15 protein-coding genes are annotated in these 19,444 nt (G+C 63.0%); 10 read left to right on the top strand and 5 right to left on the bottom strand.

The genetic code is table 11. The annotated features are described in order from the left end of the window. The first annotated feature begins 340 nt into the window (after positions 1–340). Both ACT7DV_RS06935 and ACT7DV_RS06940 read left to right on the top strand, forming a co-directional pair. A complete protein-coding gene (locus ACT7DV_RS06935) occupies positions 341–1,846 on the top strand; it encodes an MFS transporter (protein ID WP_444661501.1) in 1,506 nt (501 codons plus the stop codon). 219 nt (positions 1,847–2,065) lie between these two features. Next, on the top strand, positions 2,066–2,824 hold the full coding sequence (locus tag ACT7DV_RS06940) for an SDR family NAD(P)-dependent oxidoreductase (protein WP_444661502.1): 759 nt from the start codon (positions 2,066–2,068) through the stop codon (positions 2,822–2,824). Between the two features lie 105 nt (positions 2,825–2,929). Here the strand turns inward: ACT7DV_RS06940 and ACT7DV_RS06945 are convergent, their stop codons facing one another. Then, entirely contained in the window at positions 2,930–4,423 is a 1,494-nt protein-coding gene (locus tag ACT7DV_RS06945) for an MFS transporter (protein WP_444661503.1), read from the bottom strand. A gap of 391 nt (positions 4,424–4,814) precedes the next feature. Here ACT7DV_RS06945 and ACT7DV_RS06950 point away from each other — a divergent pair, with 391 nt between their 5' ends. Beyond that, a complete protein-coding gene (locus tag ACT7DV_RS06950; RefSeq protein ID WP_444661504.1) occupies positions 4,815–5,594 on the top strand; it encodes an HpcH/HpaI aldolase family protein in 780 nt (259 codons plus the stop codon). Between the two features lie 254 nt (positions 5,595–5,848). Here ACT7DV_RS06950 and ACT7DV_RS06955 read toward each other — a convergent pair whose 3' ends face one another. Further along, entirely contained in the window at positions 5,849–7,237 is a 1,389-nt protein-coding gene (locus tag ACT7DV_RS06955) for a PucR family transcriptional regulator (RefSeq protein WP_444661505.1), read from the bottom strand. Positions 7,238–7,362: 125 nt separating this feature from the next. On the opposite strand from ACT7DV_RS06955, the gene ACT7DV_RS06960 reads away from it, so the two are divergent. Both ACT7DV_RS06960 and ACT7DV_RS06965 read left to right on the top strand, forming a co-directional pair. Next, positions 7,363–8,670, top strand: coding sequence for a flavin monoamine oxidase family protein (locus ACT7DV_RS06960; RefSeq protein WP_444661506.1), 1,308 nt, complete (start codon positions 7,363–7,365; stop codon positions 8,668–8,670). Positions 8,671–8,734: 64 nt separating this feature from the next. Continuing rightward, positions 8,735–9,550, top strand: coding sequence for an IclR family transcriptional regulator (locus ACT7DV_RS06965; RefSeq protein ID WP_444661507.1), 816 nt, complete (start codon positions 8,735–8,737; stop codon positions 9,548–9,550). A gap of 511 nt (positions 9,551–10,061) precedes the next feature. Here ACT7DV_RS06965 and ACT7DV_RS06970 read toward each other — a convergent pair. From ACT7DV_RS06970 to ACT7DV_RS06980, 3 genes are read right to left on the bottom strand one after another with little or no spacing between them, the layout of a single operon-like run. Further along, positions 10,062–11,423: a DUF3100 domain-containing protein gene (locus ACT7DV_RS06970; RefSeq protein ID WP_444661508.1), complete on the bottom strand. Its 1,362-nt coding sequence runs from the start codon at positions 11,421–11,423 to the stop codon at positions 10,062–10,064. Positions 11,424–11,455: 32 nt separating this feature from the next. Continuing rightward, positions 11,456–12,652 carry a M20 family metallopeptidase gene (locus ACT7DV_RS06975; RefSeq protein ID WP_444661509.1) on the bottom strand — a complete coding sequence of 399 codons (1,197 nt, stop codon included), beginning with the start codon at positions 12,650–12,652 and terminating at the stop codon, positions 11,456–11,458. Between the two features lie 16 nt (positions 12,653–12,668). Beyond that, complete coding sequence (locus ACT7DV_RS06980; RefSeq protein WP_444661510.1) at positions 12,669–13,532, bottom strand: MurR/RpiR family transcriptional regulator; 864 nt, start codon at positions 13,530–13,532, stop codon at positions 12,669–12,671. 581 nt (positions 13,533–14,113) lie between these two features. On the opposite strand from ACT7DV_RS06980, the gene ACT7DV_RS06985 reads away from it, so the two are divergent. The 5 genes from ACT7DV_RS06985 (at position 14,114) to ACT7DV_RS07005 (ending at position 18,335) form a co-directional block, all read left to right on the top strand. Then, positions 14,114–14,737, top strand: coding sequence for a hypothetical protein (locus ACT7DV_RS06985; protein WP_444661511.1), 624 nt, complete (start codon positions 14,114–14,116; stop codon positions 14,735–14,737). A 102-nt stretch (positions 14,738–14,839) separates the two neighbouring features. Further along, positions 14,840–14,980, top strand: a complete 141-nt coding sequence (locus ACT7DV_RS06990; protein ID WP_444661512.1) for a hypothetical protein — start codon at positions 14,840–14,842, stop codon at positions 14,978–14,980. Positions 14,981–15,108: 128 nt separating this feature from the next. Further along, positions 15,109–15,636: a copper chaperone PCu(A)C gene (locus ACT7DV_RS06995; protein ID WP_444661513.1), complete on the top strand. Its 528-nt coding sequence runs from the start codon at positions 15,109–15,111 to the stop codon at positions 15,634–15,636. Then, a complete protein-coding gene (locus ACT7DV_RS07000; RefSeq protein ID WP_444661514.1) occupies positions 15,636–16,838 on the top strand; it encodes a Dyp-type peroxidase in 1,203 nt (400 codons plus the stop codon). The genes ACT7DV_RS06995 and ACT7DV_RS07000 overlap by 1 nt, the downstream gene beginning before the upstream one ends. A 39-nt stretch (positions 16,839–16,877) precedes the next feature. Continuing rightward, on the top strand, positions 16,878–18,335 hold the full coding sequence (locus ACT7DV_RS07005) for a PepSY-associated TM helix domain-containing protein (RefSeq protein WP_444661515.1): 1,458 nt from the start codon (positions 16,878–16,880) through the stop codon (positions 18,333–18,335). Positions 18,336–19,444: the final 1,109 nt, after the last annotated feature.

The following is a 19,444-nucleotide window of genomic DNA, read 5'->3' on the forward strand; positions in this document are numbered from 1 at the left end:
TGCTGTCAGATCTTGGGGCGCTGGGATTTCGGAATTTTCGATTCGAGGTGTGGTCAATTGTTTCGCGCTCGCCGCGAGGCTGAGGCAAACAGGGAATACCTAGGTCACCCGCGGTTTACTGGGCGGTTTTCGCCCGGGGGTAGCGCGGCGCGATGTGATCTGCACCAAGAAATCTTTTCAAAATGTGTTGTGAATCACCGTGGATTAATGTTCACTAGATAAATCAAGTGATCATCTGCTGAACGTAGTTCGGTGGAGGTCGGCGTCAACGCTGGAAGATCTGTTGTCGCCTCGAAAGGGCAATGGGGCCCGAATTATTCCCGGCAGGAAAGAGAACACGGTGAGCGAATCATCGAAGGTGCAGCGTCCAGCGCTGCCGAAAACCACTCGCAGGTTGCAGGCCGATGACTGCATTGTCGTGGACCAGAAAGAACTGCGCCAAGCGCAGATCGGTGCGGGCATCGGCAATTTCATTGAATGGTATGACATCGGCGTGTATGGCTATCTTGCGGTGACAATGACCGCGGTCTTCACCGAGGGCATGGACCAGTCCATGGGCTTGCTGGTCACGCTGCTCGGTTTCGCGGTCTCGTTTGTGGTCCGCCCGCTGGGCGGCATGATCCTGGGCCCGCTGGGCGACCGCATTGGACGGCGCAAGGTCATGTTCTTCACCATCGCGCTGATGGCAGCGGCCACGACGCTGATCGGCCTGCTGCCCACGGCCGGGCAGGTGGGACTGTGGGTGATCATCCCGCTGTACCTGCTGAAGATGATGCAGGGATTCTCCACCGGCGGCGAGTACTCCGGCGCAGCCACCTACGTTGCGGAGTTCTCTCCGGACGGCCGAAGGGGCTTCATGACCGCTCTGCTGAACTCGGGCTCCATGCTCGGCTTTGCCGCCGGTGCCGCGGTTGTCGCGGTGACCACCATGCTGACCACCTCGGCATGGGGAGAAAACGCCATGCTGGCTGGCGGCTGGCGTATTCCATTCCTCGTGGCCCTGCCCTTGGGAATAATCGCCATCATGCTGCGGCACCGGATTCCGGAGTCGCCAAGCTTCGAAGTGGCCCAGGATCATGCCGATGCCAAGGATGTTAATCCGATCTTCGTGCGTCACAATCTGCCAAACATCTTCCGTCACTACTGGCCGCAGATCCTGCTGGGCATTGCGCTGATCGCCGCTGACGGCACCTCGTCCTACATGCTCACCAGCTACATGCCGACCTACCTTGAAACCGAGACCGGATCCCCGGCGGTGCATACTGCGATAGCCGCAGTCGCGGTGCTGGTGCTGCAGGCGATCCTGATCCCGCTCGTTGCCATCTGGTCAGACAAGATCGGACGCCGCCCGATTTACATGATGGCCACCATCGGCAACCTGGTCCTGCTCGTTCCGGCCTTCGCCCTGATGCATGTCGGCGAGCTGTGGTCGCTGTATGTCTCGCTGGCCCTGGTCATGCTGCCCAGCGCGTTCTTCCTCGCGCTGACCGGAGCCGTGATGTCCGAGCTGTTCCCGACGGCATCCCGTTTCGGGGGAGTTGGGGTGACGCACAACATCTCGATCTCGATCTTCGGCGGCACCACGCCGCTGGTCAGCCAGATCCTGGTGAACGTGACCGGAAACCACTATGCGCCTGCCTACTACATTATGTTCTTCTCGGCGGTGGCGCTGTTCGCGGCATTCAAGATGCGTGAAACCGCTTCGCGGCCGCTGCTCGGATCCGTTCCAGTGGTGCGCAGCCGCCAGGAAGCCGAAGCACTGGCCCAAGGCCAGGACACCAATGAGCATCTCGATACCTCGACCATGATGCTGGTGTCAGCTCCAGCGGTCGGCGAACGCCACTAAGCCTGCTTGAAGTGACTAGCCAGCAGTGCGGCTGCCGTCTCCCTGCGGGGAGGGGCAGCCGCACTGCTCTTGGGCGGGCGGTGGAATCCCCTCCGGCCCGAGCGCGATCCTGGCCCGCTCATCGCAAATACATCGAGCAAAGAGGGAAAGCCGATGGCCATGTTCTGCCACGGCCGCGGCACCAGTGAAACGCATGCATCAAGAAAAGGACGCGCAACTATGGAACTTGCCGGAAAGACCGCCATCATCACCGGAGGCGGACAGGGCATCGGCGGCGGAATCACCAGCCGCTTCCTGGAGGCCGGAGCGCGCGTGGCGGTAATCCAGCGGCGCCCGCTGGCGGAGCCGTTGGCCAGCCAGCCAGGAGTCATGGGCGTTCAGGCGGATCTCAGCGACCCGGCGTCGATTCCGCACGCGGTCGACCAGGCGACTGGGTTCCTGGGGACGATCGACATCCTGGTGAATAACGCCGGGATCATGCTGGAGCGCAGCGTGGAAGACCTTCAGCTGGCCGAGTGGGAACTGATGATGGCGTTGAACCTGCGCGCGCCGCTATTGATGGCCCAGGCCCTGCTTCCGCATTTCCGCGGCAATGGAGGCGGAAGCGTTATCAATATCGGCTCCATAGAGGGCATCGCAGCCAATCCGGGGCATGCGGCCTATGCGGCGTCGAAGGCGGGCTTGCATGGGATGACCAAGGCACTGGCCGTGGACCTCGGCGCAGACGGAATCCGCTGCAACGCCATCGCCCCAGGATGGATCCACTCTGCACTCAGCGAGAACTATCTCGAGGCCCAGGGCGATCCGGCTGCGGCCAGGGCCGGGCTGAAAGCGCTGCATCCGGTGGGCCGCACGGGGAGGCCCGAGGACATCGGAAATCTCGCCGTGTTCCTGGCCAGCGATCGCGCGGGATTCATGACCGGGGAAGTTCTGGTTCTCGACGGCGGGCGCATGTCCAAGCTTCCACTCTCGTTCTGAGCGGGCGGTGGGCGCTCAAGCCAGGGGAACAGCATGGCGGCGGGCCGGCATTCGGGAGAATGCCGGCCCGCCGCCATCTGTGGTGGCCGCTTGCCCGTTGCCTGGCTAGGCCCGGTGGTCTGCAGCGGGCAACGGGAAGGTGCCGGTGTCGATCAACGGGTCGTTGTCCTGGTTTCCGGCGAGGGCCACTGCTTCTTCGCGGGATTGGACCACCGGGAAGGAGCCGAGCAACGGACGCTTGGCGGTTTCGCGCATCTTGAACAGCGCCAGCAGGGCGATCAACGAGAAAGCCATGACATACAGTGCCGGCGAGTACCAGGCGCCGGTGCCTTGGACGAGAGCCTGGGAAACCAGCGGCGTGGTGCCGCCAAAGATGGAAATCGCCAGATTGTGCGTGATTCCCACGCCGGTGTAGCGCGACGCGGTAGGGAACAGCTCCGACATCACCGCGGCGGTCAGGGCGAGGAAAGCCGAGCTGGGGACCGAAACCAGGAACAGCGCCAAATACAGCGAAGCCAATGTGCCAGATTGCATGAGCGCGAAGGCAGGCAGCAGCAGGATCAGGTTGCCGATGGTGGCAATCATGTAGACCTTCTTGCGCCCGATCCGGTCGGCCAGGATGGCGAAGAATGGAATCATGGCCGCTTGGACCGCGAGGATGACCACTGCGGCCAAGGCGGTATGCGAAGCGTGCACGCCGACCTGGGTCTCCAGATAGGTGGGCATATAGCTGGTCAGGGTGTACGAGCTGGTGCCGTCGGCAGCGATCAGCGCGATGCCCACCAGGATGTGCGGCCAGTACAGCTTGATTACTCGGGGCAGGCTATGGCGCACGAAAATGGAATCCGGGTGGTGCTTGACCGGAGCGTCGCTGGCTGCCTCGAAGGCCGGGGATTCAGGCAACCTGCTGCGCAGCGTGACCGCCACGATGCCCAAGGGCAGGGCCAAGAGGAATGGAATGCGCCAGCCCCCATTGAGCATGGCCTCCGGGCCCCAGTTGGATTCGGCGATCACGGTGGTCAAGGCAACCACCCCGGCGCCAGCGGCGAATCCGAGCTGGGAGCCGACATTGAGCAGCGAGGTCATAAAGGCCCGCCGGCCGTCTGGCGAGAACTCAGCGATGTAGGTGGAGGCGCCGGAGTATTCGCCGCCGGTGGAAAATCCCTGCATCATCTTCAGCAGATACAGCGGGATGATCACCCACAGGCCGACCTGGCCGGCGCTGGGAAGAAGCCCGATGAGGGTCGTGGCGATGGCCATGAGCATGATCGTGAAGAACATGACCTTGCGCCGTCCGATGCGGTCTCCCAGCGGACCCAGCACCATGCCGCCAATCGGGCGAACCACGAAGGAGACCGCGAAGCCGAGCAGGGTTACCAGCAATCCCCATGAGGAATCCATGCCCTCGGTGAAGACCTTGGTCATCAGCACCGCGAGGTAGCCGTAGACGCCGATGTCGTACCATTCGATGAAGTTGCCTACGCCGGCTCCGATCTGCGCCTGGCGCAGGGATTTCTTGTCGGCGATGATGCAGTCATCGGGCCGCAGCCGTCGAGACGGCCCGCTGATCTGGTTGCGTTGGGGTCTTGGCTCTGACATGTTTCCGCCTTATCAGTTTCCGGCCGCCTGCGAGTTTTGGGGCCTGTGCGAGCGCAGCCCGTGCGCTGCGCTGCGCGGTGCTGCATCGCGGGGTGGATGCTCAAAGTTCTAGGGTGCAGGATCGGCATTTCGTTGGTCGGCCGACGCTATGGCTCCTTGCGGGCCAAGTGCTCTTGACGACTCGTCCGGGAAACAATAGTGTTCACTTGATGAACGGCTTGATTACCTGCTGAACAAAAGAATAAGCTGAATTGTGTGAGCCAGTCAACATCAATGTTGGCATGGAGTGATATGCATCCCAGCGGAAATCGACCTGCACAGCGTGCCGGTCGGTGCCCATTTTCCGGGTCCAGCACTGTGGCCGGGGCCGGAGCACCTTGAGGAGTGGAACTTGAAAATTCATGGAACAAGCTCGCGGAGCAGCCAGCAGCCATTGCCTGTAATGGACTTGGAAGCCGATGGGCCGCACTTCGGCCTATGGGTCACCTGCCGGGATGCCGCCGTGGTCGAAACGGCGGCCGCCGAGTCTTTTGACTGGATTTGCGTCGATGGCCAGCATGGCCATGCCGAGCTGGGGGATTACCGGGCATTGTTCGAAGCCTCCCATGTCTTCGGGGTGCCTGCGGCGGTGCGCGTTCCGAGCCACGAGCTCGGGCATATCGGGCGTGCCATCGATGCCGGGGCCCGCATGATCATCGTGCCCACGGTGGAGAATGGCGAGCAGGCCAGCGAACTGGTCAGGGCCTGCCGCTTCGCGCCGCGTGGACAGCGAAGCTACGGGCCCACTCGGCTGATTCCGCGCTATCCGATCGATGCTCCCGGCGCGCCGGGCAGCGATCCACTGGTGGCGCTGATGATTGAGACCGCTGCGGGGCTGGATCGCCTGGATGAGATTCTCGGCTCCGGTCCCGACGCGATTTTTGTCGGCCCCTACGACTTGGCTCTCAGCAGTGGCTGGAGCCTGGAGCAGTTGACCCAGGGCGACAAGCGGCATGTGCTGGAAGAAATCGCCGAACGCGCCGCCGCTGCGGGTATCGTGCCCGGAATCTACGCCGGCGAAATCGGCTTGGCACGGCAAATGACCGCCCTGGGGTTCCGGTTCATGCCGGTGGCCACCGACGGAGCGCTCATCGCCCTCGCGGCGCGGCAGATCCTGGCCGGTGGAAAATGACCCTCCGGCATCACATGGCGAGCGTGGCACCGGGGCCATGGGCCCATTTGCGCCGCGGGGATATTGTTGCCGTCCGGTTGTCCCCGGGGGCCAGTGCCTGCGCAATCATCGACACCATTGACAGCGAAGGCCGGTTTCTCTGGATCAGGTTCCCGCACCAGAGCGGGCGGCGGCTGATCCATCATCTGGATGGCATCAGCGTGCAGCCGCTTGATGGCGCGGCCGCATCCAGGCCGGGGCGGCCGCGCCTCTAGCTAGGTGCGCTGATCCATATCCAGCTGTTCCCAGGCCTTGCGGGCCAGATAGAGCTCGGCGAGATCGGCGACTTTGCGGACGCTGCGTCCGCACAGGGTTTCTGCCTGCCTGATCCTGTAGGCCAGGGTTTGCCGGTGGATTCCCAGTCGCGACGCCGTCTTCTGCCACTGCAGGTCATCATCCAGCAAGGCGAACAGCGAGCCGCGGTACGTTCCCACCGAAGCAGCGCCGGCGCCGAGATCGCCGAGCACGCTGGCCACGATCTGCTCGGCTTCGCTGGCGGATCGGGCCAGAAGCGAGACCTGGGCGCCACTGTACTCGGCGACCGGGTGGCTGTCCGTCGCGTCCTGCAGCGCATTGCGTGCTTCTTCTGCCGCGCCGGCAAGATCCGCAAAGCGGTGCTGCGGCGCACTGAGCCCCAGATGCGTCCCGGTGCCATGCGCCAGCGACTCGAGCACGGCTGCGTCGCGGTCCCGCACCACGGCAAGGGCCTGCTGCTTCCGGCTGAGCGCCAGCGGCGGCAACCCGGTCAGCGCGAGGGTCATGGAGAGCAATCCCAGAGCGCTCTCTGCGGCGCAAGCCACCCTGAACGATTCCCCCGCACTGAGCCAGCGTCCGTCCATCAAGTCCTTCTCGCCCAGCTGCCCATCGAAGGCCAGGCGCAGTTTCGCCTCGGCCGACGTGGATTCGCTGACGGCCTCTTGCAGCAGCGCGTTGGCGTCCACCGTGAGGATCTGCTTGAGATGGACCAGCACCAGGGAATCGAGTTGCGCCTGGGCAGGCAGCAGCAGCTGGGTGGGGCGCAGTGTCGGCAGCGAATGCCGACGCGGCACCTCGGGCACCTTGTCCCCGATGACCAGGCAGCCGGTGGCCGTATCCTGCACGGCCACCTCTACGCCGCAGAGCTTTTCCACCCAGCGCCCGCGGCGCTTCTCCAGCTTGGCCTGGGAACCGGCCTCCTGGTAGAGCCGGGAGAGGATGAGCACGCCGCGGTTGAGCTCGTTGGTGGTGACCGCGGCCACCGTGCGGGCTATGACCACGAAGGGTGTCATGGGCCCGGTGGACAGCAGCGGGAAGTCCAATCGATCGGCTTCGGCCAGCATCTGCGGTGAGAGCTCTGGCGCCAAGCCATCTTGGCCGACCGTCATCCCGGCGATTCCCGCGCCGGCGGCCCGGAACACGAAGTCCACTTGGCCGGCTGGTTCCGCAGGGAGGTTCAGCCCCAGGGTCATCAGCAGCTCCTCGTCGCCCAGCCAGCGCCACGGTTCTGCGGACTCGCTGGTTTGCGCCCAGCGCACGGTGCGTTCAAGACCCCCGGCACCGGCCAGCACCTGGGTATCCAGCGCCGGGTCGGCGATGAGGTCGGCGATACTCAATAATGCAGGCACGAGGAACTCCTTTTATCAGTTGTGATAATCATGGCCGAAAAATCATGTGCATGTATAAGTGTGACGAACTTGTCGGCATCCTAGGCTGGGAGCAAAGACCACGCTATTGCATCAAAGGAGCCACTATGAACACCGCATACGACACCGACGTCATCATCATCGGCGCCGGATTGGCCGGGGCCACCGCAGCCCGCGAACTGGGAGCCAAGGGCGTGGACACCATTGTCCTGGAGGCCCGGGACCGGTTGGGCGGCCGGCTCTATACCGAACAGCGCTTCGGCCGCTACCTGGAATACGGCGGCAACTGGATGCACTGGACCCAGCCGCACGTCTGGGCCGAGGTCACCCGCTACGGCCTGGAAGCAGACCGGTTGGCCCGCGCCGAGGAGACCTTCTGGTTCGCCGACGGAAAGCTGCAGAAGGGCGACCTGCCCGGCTTCATGGAGCTGATCGACCCCGGCATGGAAGCGCTGGTGGGCAATGCCGGAAAGATCCTGCCCCGTCCGGACCTGGTGGCCGGCAGCGAGGAATTCGCCGCCGCTGACCAGCTGACCCTCCAGCAGGCGCTGGACGCGCTCGACTTGAGCGACGACGAGCGCCAGGCCAATGAAGCCGCCTGGGTAGGCCACTGCAACGGGCCGCTGGACCAGGTGGGCTTCAGTGCCGCCCTGCGCTGGTCCGCCGCCACCTCGGGAGCCTGGAAAGTCATGCACGAGGCGAGCGCCGTCTACCGGCTGAAGGACGGCAACGACCAGCTGGTCAACTCCATCGCCGCGGACATCAAGGGGGACATCCGGCTGAACAGCCCGGTGACCTCCATCGCCCACGATGACCAGGGCGCTACTGTGGTCCTGGCCGATGGCTCGGCATTGCGTGCCCGCAAGATCATCCTCACCGCTCCGTTGAACATCCTGCACGAGCTCCAGATTGAGCCGGCGCTCTCTGAGGTCAAGCTCGCGGCCAGCAAGTCGGGAACCGCATCCCAGGGGGTCAAGCTGTGGATCCGCGTCAAGGGGCCGATCACGCCGTTCTTCGCCTATTCCACCCAGGACCACCCGCTCTCGGTGGTGCGCACCGAGTTCGTCTCCGACGAGGATGCGGTGCTGGTCTCCTTCGGGGCCGATGCCTCGCGCATCGACGTGACGAACGTGGATGAGGTGGCCAAGGCCCTGAGCGTGTGGCGCGACGACCTGGAGATCCTCGAAGTGGCCGCCCACGACTGGAACGCGGATCCGTACGCCAAGGAGACCTGGCTCATCCACCGTCCGGAAGCCTACACGCAGAGCCAGGCAGAGCTGCAGCGGCCTGAAGGCAACTTGCATCTGGCGGGCGCCGACATCGCCAACCTGTGGGCGGGCTTCTTCGACGGGGCCATCGAGAGCGGCCTTCGGGTGGCCCGCGAAGTTTCCGAAGAGCTTAACCAGTCGAACTAAGTGTTCACTGTGCGGTCAACAAGTTAGGCTGAGTAGAGGACAACTCGAAAGGCAAGGTCCCATCATGGGAGCAACGACCGAAAAAACCAGTGGCGGAGTCGCCTCGAACCGTTCGGTATCCCGGGCTATCGCCGTGCTGCGCGCCCTGGCTGCGCACAGCACGGCGATGACGGTCACCGAGATTGCCAAGCGGGTGGAACTGCCCCGGGCCACGGTTTTCCGGTTGCTGCTGACCTTGGAAGAAGAAGGGTTCGTGGACCGCGACGACACCCATTATTCCCTCGGCTGGGACTTGGCGCGCATCGCCCAGGACGTCGACCCGGCGGCGGGCCTGGTCTCGCGGGTGAGCGATGTCGTCGACGACATCGCCGAGGCGATGAAGGAAACCGTGACCTTGAGCGTGCGGCGCGGCCGGTACGACCTGGATCTCGTGCAGCAGGCCTCGCCACGCTCGATCGGCGTGACCATGTCGGATATGAAAGGCATGCGGTGGCCGCTTCACGCCTCGGCCACCGGAAAATTATTGCTGGCCGAGCTAGAGCCGGAGCAGGTGCGTGTTGCCACAGGCAACAAGCTGGAAAAACTGACGCCTTCCACCATCACGAATTTCTCGGCGCTGGAGCGCGAACTGGCATCGGTGCGCGAGCAAGGCTGGGCCAGCACGATCGATGAGCTCGAAGAAGGCATTATCTCCGTGGCTGTGCCGCTGCGCGGTGCCGGCGGCGACTTGGTGGCGTCGCTGGCATACATTGCGCCACGCCACCGGGTGGGTACCGACAAGCTGGAAACGCAGAAAATCGAGGAGCTGCTGCGCGGGGCCCAACAGCTGCGCAAGAGGATCGTCTCGCTCACTGACGCCGAGCCGGCCCTGGCCAACTAGCTGCCCTGATATGTGCCCCGCCTATTATAACGCCGCCTCCTGCCCTTGTGCCGCGCACTTCCCAGCCTTAGGCCAGCATCGCATTGGGCAGACCGCCGTAGGGATTGCCATCAAGGGTGGAATACCGGAGATCGACGCAGACGTTGATGCCGAGAGCTCAGTTCTGGCTGCGAGGCAATCACGACGGGACGGATTCTAGGGCCCCATGCGGCAAGCTGGCACGAGTTTCTGATGGCCTCTTTCTTCCTCTGGTCTCACACAGTGCTTCGTGTACCTGTTGAAGGAGAAGGCGGATTCGGTGGCCGGGCAGCCGGTAAACCTTGCCCCTCAAGAAAGTGCTGTTCGCAGTCCAAGGCGGTATTCCAGCGCCTTGCCCCAATGCTGCCTCTGCAGTAGATGACGGGGTTTTCTTGCGCTTGATGAGGCAACCGGTTTGAACCATGACGCGGACCGACGCGCCCGATCCTGCGGCCCTGCACGGGCGTGGGAACGAGCGCGTCGGGCGCCTTGCCTAGTGCCAGAGGCCCAAGGCGAACTCGGCAATGACCGTGGCCAGTATGAAGGACGCTGTGATGGCTACCAGCCCCACCGGGACGATTTTCCAGCCGATCTTTTTCAGCAGGCCTACATCCTTGCCCAGCGACAGCCCGGCGCAGGTCAGCACCACAGTGGTGATCGAGAGGAACGGGATCGCGGTGAGCGTGTCGACGAAGAATCCGGCCACCGGCGAGATCGGGCTGGTCAGCACCGCGATCAGCGTCGTCAGCCAGATTAGCGACGGGATCTTGTTCCCGGTCAACTTGGCCAGGTAGCCGCCGAGAACCACAAAGAGGCTCATGACCGCGTAGGAGAGGACCAGCTGCCAGCCGAAGCCCTCGGCGATCGAGGCGGTGGCGATGCCCATGATCGAGAGCACCGGCAGGGTGGCCCACAGCGGCACATTCTCCACGGCACCCACCTCGGAGGCGGACTGGGCGAACTGCGCATTGGCGTCTTCGATCTTGCTGCGGGCGGAGTCCTGGTCCGGCAGCGTGCCGGTAGCCTCGGCGACCGCGGCCAGCTTGGCCTTGCGCTTCGCGCCGGTGAGCAGGTTGTAGACCTTGTTCGCCAGCGGAAGGGCTACGAACATGCCCACATAGGTGCCCATGATGGTGGTGATCAGATTCGAGACCGCGGCCATGGACAGGATCGCCTGTTCCATCTCCGGGTGCACGGCCGCGATGCTGGCAGCCGAGGCGGCCATCATGGAGCCGGAGCCCACGCCGGCGCCCATGGCCATGGCCAGCGGATCGAAGATGCCCCAGCTGGCCACCACGGAGGTCACCAGCGAAATGTAGATCGCGCCGAAAATGGTGCCGAAGACGTACATGGCCAGCACGCCGCGGTATTCGTCGGAGTTGGAGCCGAAGCGGGCCGAAACCATCGCGAAAGAGGACTCGCGGTCGATGGAGAAGGTCGCGCCGACGGTGGAGCGCCCCATGCGCAGCAGCACCGCCAGCGGCAAGGCCAGCACGATCGTGCCCAGCAGGTGTCCGATCTCCTGCAGGAAGAGCGCCGGGCCGGCCTGGACGAGCACCGGGATCTGCGGGCCGATGTCCGCGGAGAGGCGCACCACCAGCAGCAGCACAGCGATCGCGGAGAAGCCCGCGGCGATCTTCTGCGCGCGGATGGAGACGGGCTTGATCTTCTGCAGGGTCAGCACCGTGCCGATGACCAGGCCCCAGACCATCGGGAAGATCAGCAGGGTGCCGATCCCGACGTCGAAGGTCTTCTTGCCGATCAGCTCGGCGATGACGGCCACCAGCAGGGCGAGGGCCGCAATGGGCAGCGCATGCTTGGCGCTGATGCCGGCGGGGGTGGAAATGGTTTTCATGATGGGTCCTATGTGCGAGTGGGAGCGGGCGGCTAGGCCCGGCGGTAGGCGGCGGAGAGGTAGCGGTCGCGGTCGGCCAGCACTCCGGCGGCCACGGTGGCGGCCAGGGACAGCGCCGCATCATCCATTGCGCTGTAGGCCTGGCCGGTGTTGGCCGCGGCGGTGAAGCCGGCGGAGTGGATCGGGGCGCTGGCCCCGGGAACCGGGAACATCGGATGGATCGCGGGGATGACCTGCGAGATGTTGCCCATGTCGGTAGATCCGCCACCTCCGGTGCCGGCCGCGAGCAGCGTGACGTCGACGCCGCGGGCGGCCATGGCATCATTCCAGAAGGTGCCGAGTGCATCGTCTTGGAGCACCGGCTCGTAGACCGGCTCGGTGGCCTCGAATTCCAGGGTGGTGCCGGTGGCGGTGGCCGCGCCCTCGAAACAGCGGCGCACCTTGGCCAGGGTCTGCTCGTAGGCGTCGAGCGAGAAGGCGCGCACTTCGAAGTGCACCTCCGAGTAGTCCGGGATGATGTTGGTGACGTGCCCGGCCTCGGCGATGTAGGAAGCCACCCGGTGGTTGTCCGGCAGCTGCTGGCGCAGCAGGCCGATGGCCACCTGGGCGATCGTTGCGGCATCTGCGGCATTGACCCCGCGGTCCGGCATGGCAGCGGCGTGCGCGGCCTGTCCATGGAACATCGCCTTGAAGCGTCCCACTGCCTGGGTGGTGGTGCCCAGCGGGTTGGTGCTGCCGCCCTCGGAACCGGGATGGGCCATCAGCGAGAGCCCGACCCCGTCGAAGGCCCCGCGCTCGAGCAGCAGGGCCTTGCCGCCGCCGTGCTCCTCTGCCGGGGTGCCGATGGCCTTGAGCGTGATGCCCAGCTCGTCCACCAGCGGGGCCAGTGCCAGCGCCGCGCCCACGGTGGAACCGGCGATCAGGTTGTGGCCGCAGGCATGGCCGACGCCGGGCAGGGAGTCGTACTCCACGCAGATTCCCACGACCAGCCCGCCGTGGCCGATGGTGCCCTCGAAGGCGGTGGGGATATCGCAGATGCCTTCGGCTACTTCGAAGCCGGCATCGCGCAGCACCTGCGCGATGGTGCCTGCTGCGCGGCGCTCTTCGAAGGAGAGCTCGGGGTGGGCATGGATGTCCTGGGCCATGGCCACGACAACTTCGCGGGCGGCCTGGTAGTTCTGCTCCAGGCGGGCGGAGAGGTCCGGGTTCTGGGCGATCAATGTGCTCATTGGTGCTGTTCCTTTGTTAGCGGTCGTAGACGCCGAGCTCATCCCACAGGTCGTTGACCTGTTCGAGCTGGGGTCGAATGGTTTGTGATTCGTGGGCCTCCATGCCGGCCAGCAATCCGTACACCACAGATAGCGCGGCGGTGGCCGACTGGAAGGAAAAGACTCCTTCGCTCGGGACCGGCAATACGTAGGTGCTGTGCTTGGCCACGGGCGAGGTGGACAGATCGGTGATCGAAATGACGGTGGCCGAGCGCTCGGAGGCGATTCGGGCGGCGATTCCCAACTCGCTGATGGGACGCCAGAGGTGGGTTATGAACACCACGTCCCCGGGCCCCAGCGAGTTCAAGGCAGCAGCCAAGTGCACGCCAGAACGTTGTTCATGGGTCGCTGGATAGCCCATCACCGCGGCCAGGTGGGCCAATGCGAGAGACGGTGCGCCATGCGAGCCTTGGCCGAGGCACAGTATGCGTCGTGCTGTGCACAGCGCCTCGATGCTCGCGTCCACGGTTTCCGCGCTGATCAGGGAACGGGCAATTTCCAGGTTCTTGTGGTCCTGGGCCAGGGAGTCGTGTACCGGCGAGGTGACGGGCACCAGATTGCTGAAGGGCTCGCTATGCGAGATGTAGACCAGGAACTGTGCGCGCAGTTCACGCTGGAAGTCGCTCCAACCGCTGTAGCCGAGGGCCTGGGCAGTACGCACCACAGTGGAACTGTTGACCCCGGCGCGAGTGGCCACTTCGGTCAATTCTCCGTAGGCCGCGAATTTCGGGCCCATGCTCAATGCATCGATGACCCGTTGCTGGGACTTGGTGAACTTGACACCGCTGAAGAGCTCTCCATGCCAGTCGCTGGACTGTGCGGCAGATGCCGTATCTGACAACTTTGACTCCCTTGACTCATGCAGCATCAGATGTGATGCAGGACATGGAATATTCCTAACTCTGCAAGAGTAGATGCAAAATTAAGGTTTTGCATAGGGTGATGCAAAAAATTGCGGTGGCATGACGTCCGTTGTTTTGCCGTCAGCGGAGGGCCCAGACACCTGGGCATGTATCCGGATGAGCAAGAACAAGGCGCGATTGCCCAGGTGGCCGCAGCCGTTGGAAGCCCTGGCATCTACCCGCATGCAGCAGCTATCGGTGCCTTACCTGGAACAAACCCGAGAGTGGATATGTCGCATAGCGTCGTCGGAGGTACGGACACACGAGGTGGCTTTGCAGTTCATATTTGCATCTAGAGGGCTCGCTCTCGTCCGGCTCAGCTGCGGCAATCATGCTTGGCGATCGTCAAAATGCCCGCGAGTTCGACCCGGGGCAGCGGTAAGCGAGGTTACCGTGAACACGGGAAAAAAATAAAGCAGCCATCGGGCGGACGTACTCATTTGGGGCACTGCCTTGCGCTGGCGCCGGAGCCCGGACGGGCCTGCCCTGAAGCGAAAGCCGCATCTGACATACTGGGAACGTGCAACATTCCTCCCGTTCAGCCCGTGTGCTCAGAGGCATGGTGGTCGCGTTCTGCGTGACCGCCGTTTCCCTGTTATCCCACGTGCTGGCGGGAGGCCCAGTCCCGGGGTTGTTGAATGTCGCGCTGCCGCTGTCGTTATCGGTGCTCCTGTGCATTCTGCTCGGCGGACGGCATTTGACACTGATCCGGCTGATCATCATGGTGGCTGCCAGCCAGATGCTGTTTCACCTGACGTTCTCCATGGGGTCGGGCCATGCATCGATGGTGGAGCCGGGCCCCGGCAGCCATGGCGCGCATGACATGTCCATGATCCTGGACCTGCCACAGGCTTCGGCAATGCCGGTCGCCCAGCACAGCGGCACTTCGATGGTCGTCGCCCACGTTATGGCTGGCATTGCAACGGTGTACTTCGTGCATCGCGGGGACGAGCTCCTCGCAGTCCTTGCCGGCCTCGGCGCCATTTTCACCTGGACCAGGTTCTGGGTGCTCCTGGCCTATTCCTGCCAACCCGCTGCACCCCAAGCCACCGTACTGGGTTGGGAAGAACCCCGGACTTTCATCATGTCCGTGTACCACTCGAGCGTCATCCGGCGCGGACCTCCGGCCGTGGCAACAGCGTAGAAGACCTCACTGCGATCGCCGCTTGCGGCAATGCCGCATCGTGATTAGGACTTGAGGCCGGTCTTTTTGGCATGCCCAGGATTTCCCCTGCTCGGCCAGGCCATGTCCACAGCACATTGGAAGATGCCAGAGCTTTCCGCAGGACTGGACGATCTCGGGCGGCGCATCCATCATGCAGCTGCCCCGCGGGCTTCAACCGACGCGCGGCGTCGCGAGTATCTGCGCGTTCCCATCCCCGGATGACGGGGCTCAACCACGCTCACGGCGTCAGAGCACACTGCCCGAATCTTCGGATCACGGGGAGGCCCGTTGCTGCCTTGCGCCTTCACGAAGCCTTATCGGGGTTTCGTGCACACTTCACAGGATGACCATTGAAAAAATCATTACGTTTTCACACCGCCATGCTCTCTGCCAGTGCCCTTGTTTTCCTGGCCGGCTGCTCCTCCGCCGAGACAGGAGAGCCGCAGGCCTCCCCGGCAGCATCCACCATCGAGGCGAAAGACCTCTGGCTCAAGGCGACGGAGGACGACATGTCCTCGGCCTTCGGCACCATTGAGAACACCGGCGACCGTGAAGTCACAATCATCAAAGTCGCCAGCGCCGTATCGGCGAATACAGGGCTGCACGAGACCGTACCCAACGAATCCGGGTCCATGGTGATGCGCGAGAAAACCGGCGGTTTCATCATCCCGGCCCATGGAGAACTGAAACTCACTCCAGGCGAAAACCACCTGATGATCATGGACCCCCAGAAGCCGCTGCAGGCAGGGGACGACGTGACGCTGACTCTCGTGTTCTCGGATGACAGCAGCATCGAGCTGACAGCGCCGGTCAAGGATTTCGCTGGAGCCAAGGAAAGCTACGATGGGGCCTCTTCGCAGAGCGGGCACGGACACTAATGGCCGGGGAAAATCCAGTGGCCGCCAAATGGCCAAGCCGCCGGGGGCTGCTCTTTGCGGGGGCGGCAACCGGGCTTGGAGCCATCGCCGCCCTGGGCATCGACTCGCTCGCGCAGTCGGCATCTCCTGCCGGGGCTTCCGAACCATTGCACGGGCCAGAGACGGTGCCTTTTTATGGCGAGCATCAGGCCGGGATCACCACAGAACCGCAGGCCTACGCAACCTATGTCGGCTTGTCGCTTCGCGAGGAGGCAGATCGCGACGGTGTCCAGAAGCTGCTGCGTTTGCTCACCGACGACGCGGCCAGGCTCACCCAAGGACGCGAGGCCCTGGCGGATACCGAGCCTGAGCTGGCGGGCCTGCCAGCCCGCCTCACCGTGACCTTCGGTTTCGGCGCAGCAGTGCTCGAGCTGGCCGGTTCGGCAGCCACGCACGTCAAGCCATTGCCGGAATTCGGAATAGACCGGTTGGAGCAGGGCTGGTCCGGTGGAGATCTGCTGCTGCATATCGCCGCGGACGACCGGCTCACGGTGTCCCATGCCCAACGCATGCTCTTGAAGGATGCCCGAAGCTTCGCCACGGTGAAGTGGATACAGGATGGTTTCCGCCGGGCTCGGGGTTCCGAAGCCAGCGGAACGACGATGCGCAATCTTTTCGGCCAAGTCGATGGGACCGCCAACCTGGTTCCCGGAACCGAAGATTTCAACCAGCTGGTCTGGAACGAGGATGGAAGCACCACCATGGTGCTGCGCAGGATCCACATGAATCTGGAAACCTGGGATGAAGCGGACCGGGCCGGACGGGAATTCAGCGTCGGCCGGACCTTGGACAACGGTGCTCCGCTGACTGGTTCGCAGGAACATGATGAGCCGGATTTCCGGCGGCTGACCGTCAACGGCTTCGCCGTGATTTCCGACCAGGCCCACATCCGCCGAGCCCGCTCGGAGAATCCGGGCGAAAGGATCTTCCGCCGGGGCTACAACTACGATGTGCCTCCCACCGGCGAGAGCATCTCTGATTCCGGGCTTATTTTCGTGTCCTATCAGAAGAGCGTTTCCAAGCAGTACGTGCCATTGCAGCAACGGCTGGATCAGCTTGACGCGCTGAACCAGTGGACCACCCCGATCGGCTCCGCAGTCTTTCTCATCCCTCCGGGCTGCCAGGAGCAGGGGTTCATTGGCGACAGGCTTTTCGGCGCGTAGCTAGTCATCCGTATCCGGCTTTTTCACCAAGGAATTTCCATGACTCTTTTGGACGCAACAATCCCAGAACCACAACCATCCCAACTACCGGCCAGGCCAGCTGCATCGCATAAGGGCTGGCTCGGGCAGCTGCTGCTGCGCCTGCACTTCTACGCGGGGATCTTCATCGGTCCCTTCATCCTGGTTGCCGCGCTCAGCGGGGCGCTGTACTCGCTGACACCCCAAATCGAACAGGCAGTCTATGCGAAGCAGCTGCAAGCACCCGTCGCAGCTTCCTATTTGCCGCTCGCTGACCAGATCGGGGCAGCCAATGCCCATGTCGGCGAGGGGAACACACCCGTCGCTGTTCGTCCTGCGCCCAACCCAGGAGACACCACCCGGGTCATGTATGCCGACCCGAACCTGGGCGAGAGCGAGACGAGAGCCGTATTCGTGGATCCTGCTACCGCCGAAATCCGAGGCGACCTCACCGCCTACGGAACCAGCGGCTCCCTCCCGCTTCGCACCTGGGTAGACCAGCTGCACCGGAACCTGCACCTCGGAGAGGCAGGCCGCCTGTACAGCGAATTGGCGGCTTCCTGGCTGGGGATTACTGCCCTTGCCGGAATCGGCTTATGGGTTCTGCGCATCAGGAAAACCAAACTCAAAAAGGACCTGCTTCGTCCCAACCCCAATGCCAAAGGCTACCGAAAGCTTGCCAGTTGGCATGGGGCCCTAGGTCTTTGGATTCTTCTCGGCGCGCTTTTCCTTTCCGCTACAGGAATCACTTGGTCAACCCATGGCGGTGCAAACGTCAGCGAACTGCGTTCGGCTTTGAACTGGGGCACTCCCTCAGTTGCCACGGACCTGTCCGGGTCTGCCGATGCTTCCGTTGACGAGCATGCCCACCATCATGGTGCTGCGGCTTCCCCTGCCGGAGCAGCGGTCAATCCAGCGGCCTTCGACACGATGCTGTCAATCGGACGGGAGATGAACATCAACACCGGGCTGGTGGAAATCAAGCCTCCGCCAGCGGAAGGCAAAGCCTGGGTCGTGCAGGAAATCCAGCGTTCCTTCCCGACCGAAGTCGATGCGGTATCGATCAATGGGCAAACGCTACAGGTGATCGACCGGGTCGATTTCAAGGAGTTCAGCCTCGCTGCGAAGCTTACGCGCTGGGGCATCGATATCCACATGGGATCCATGTTCGGCCTGCCGAATCAAGTCCTGCTGTTCGTGATCGCCTCGGCCATCGCCGCCCTGGTGGTGCTCGGGTATGCGATGTGGTGGAAACGCCGCCCGACGCGAATTCCGGCGCGGCCAGTGGGGAAGCCGCCGGCGCGCGGAGCCTTCGCTCGCGCGCCATGGTGGGGACCAGCCCTGGTTCTGCTAGCAGCTGCCGGACTGGGAATCTTCCTGCCGCTGCTCGGCATCAGCCTGGCGGGATTCCTGGCCGTGGATTTGATGGTTGGAACGTTTCAAGCCAGGCGTGCCCGTCGCGCAACATGCTGTAACTGAGCAGCTGGAACACTAAGCACAGTGTGTCCAAGGCAGGGCCATTCTCCACGTCAAGAAGCCGCGGCGTACGGCCCTGCCTTTGCCTTGCCGAAATAGGTATGGTTCCAGGTCGCGGCGTACGGTGCACCAGAAATTGTGGTGACTCGAGGATGGCCAGAAAAAGGCCGTGCCCGCGCCAGCGACTTTGCGCGGGCCCGCGGACTCCCAGCTGCTCGGTTGCGCGGCTGGCCAGATTCCGATGCCAGTTGTTCCGTGGATCGATCCAGGAAGCTGCGGATAGGCGTTTTACGAGCCCGAATGGATCTTTTGCGAGCCCGCTGCGAGAGGATGACGAGCTGGTGATCCACAGTTTGTTTTGTCGTAGCGAATCGTACAAATTCAGCAGTTCTGCACCCTGAATGATAACTGCCAGCAAGCTGGTAACCAGCTGGATGGTGTCCGATTATGCAGTTGGTGCCATCCTACTAAAGTAGTATTGACGTTACTCAATTCTTGTGCTGACCAGTGGGTTTAATGAACATTTGATGAATCTGGACGTAATATTTGCGCACATAGGTAATTCTCAGGAAATTGCTTGCTAGTTTGACGGTACACATGCATCAACCGAAACTGCCCAGATGTTAGTCATTGCAAGCAACGGAGGACGAGAAATGAATATGGTCACTGCTCTCTTTGATTTCCACAAGGAGCATATCGGCGGCCTGTGGAGCTAACCGTAGGCCCCGCGGCGCCATTCCAGCTGAAACCCGTTGATTGGCGCTGTTGCTGAATGAGGATTCGGCACCCTCTATGCGGGTTTGGCCAGTCCCATTCGTTGATCCATAGGCGCTTTTATCTCTCGCGCTAGGGATTCGGACTCAAAACTACCGATGCCCCGCAGGGATAGGCGTTCCAGCGACAAAAATACAGCCCCCATCAGTTGGAAGTCCCGGATGGGATGTTTGCCGACTGCAATGGCCCTGCCAAGGCAGGTCGACGCAACGTCTATTGCTGGGCAATCCGGGTCTCCATCCTTTCGCCATCTGGCGGACAAATGTTTAGTCAGATGCTTTAATCGATTTCGCGTGTCTTTTTTCAGTAGTCAAACGCGAATCATCGAAGAGATTAAT

The organism is Glutamicibacter sp. TV12E, from assembly GCF_052441935.1.
GTDB lineage: Bacteria > Actinomycetota > Actinomycetes > Actinomycetales > Micrococcaceae > Glutamicibacter.

Coding starts and splice junctions, on each gene's coding strand:
- ACT7DV_RS06940 (WP_444661502.1), top strand. CDS start 2,066: ATGGAACTTGCCGGAAAGACCGCCATCATCACCGGAGGCGGACAGGGC.
- ACT7DV_RS06945 (WP_444661503.1), bottom strand. CDS start 4,423: ATGTCAGAGCCAAGACCCCAACGCAACCAGATCAGCGGGCCGTCTCGA.
- ACT7DV_RS06960 (WP_444661506.1), top strand. CDS start 7,363: ATGAACACCGCATACGACACCGACGTCATCATCATCGGCGCCGGATTG.
- ACT7DV_RS06965 (WP_444661507.1), top strand. CDS start 8,735: ATGGGAGCAACGACCGAAAAAACCAGTGGCGGAGTCGCCTCGAACCGT.
- ACT7DV_RS06970 (WP_444661508.1), bottom strand. CDS start 11,423: ATGAAAACCATTTCCACCCCCGCCGGCATCAGCGCCAAGCATGCGCTG.
- ACT7DV_RS06975 (WP_444661509.1), bottom strand. CDS start 12,652: ATGAGCACATTGATCGCCCAGAACCCGGACCTCTCCGCCCGCCTGGAG.
- ACT7DV_RS06990 (WP_444661512.1), top strand. CDS start 14,840: ATGTCCACAGCACATTGGAAGATGCCAGAGCTTTCCGCAGGACTGGAC.
- ACT7DV_RS07000 (WP_444661514.1), top strand. CDS start 15,636: ATGGCCGGGGAAAATCCAGTGGCCGCCAAATGGCCAAGCCGCCGGGGG.
- ACT7DV_RS07005 (WP_444661515.1), top strand. CDS start 16,878: ATGACTCTTTTGGACGCAACAATCCCAGAACCACAACCATCCCAACTA.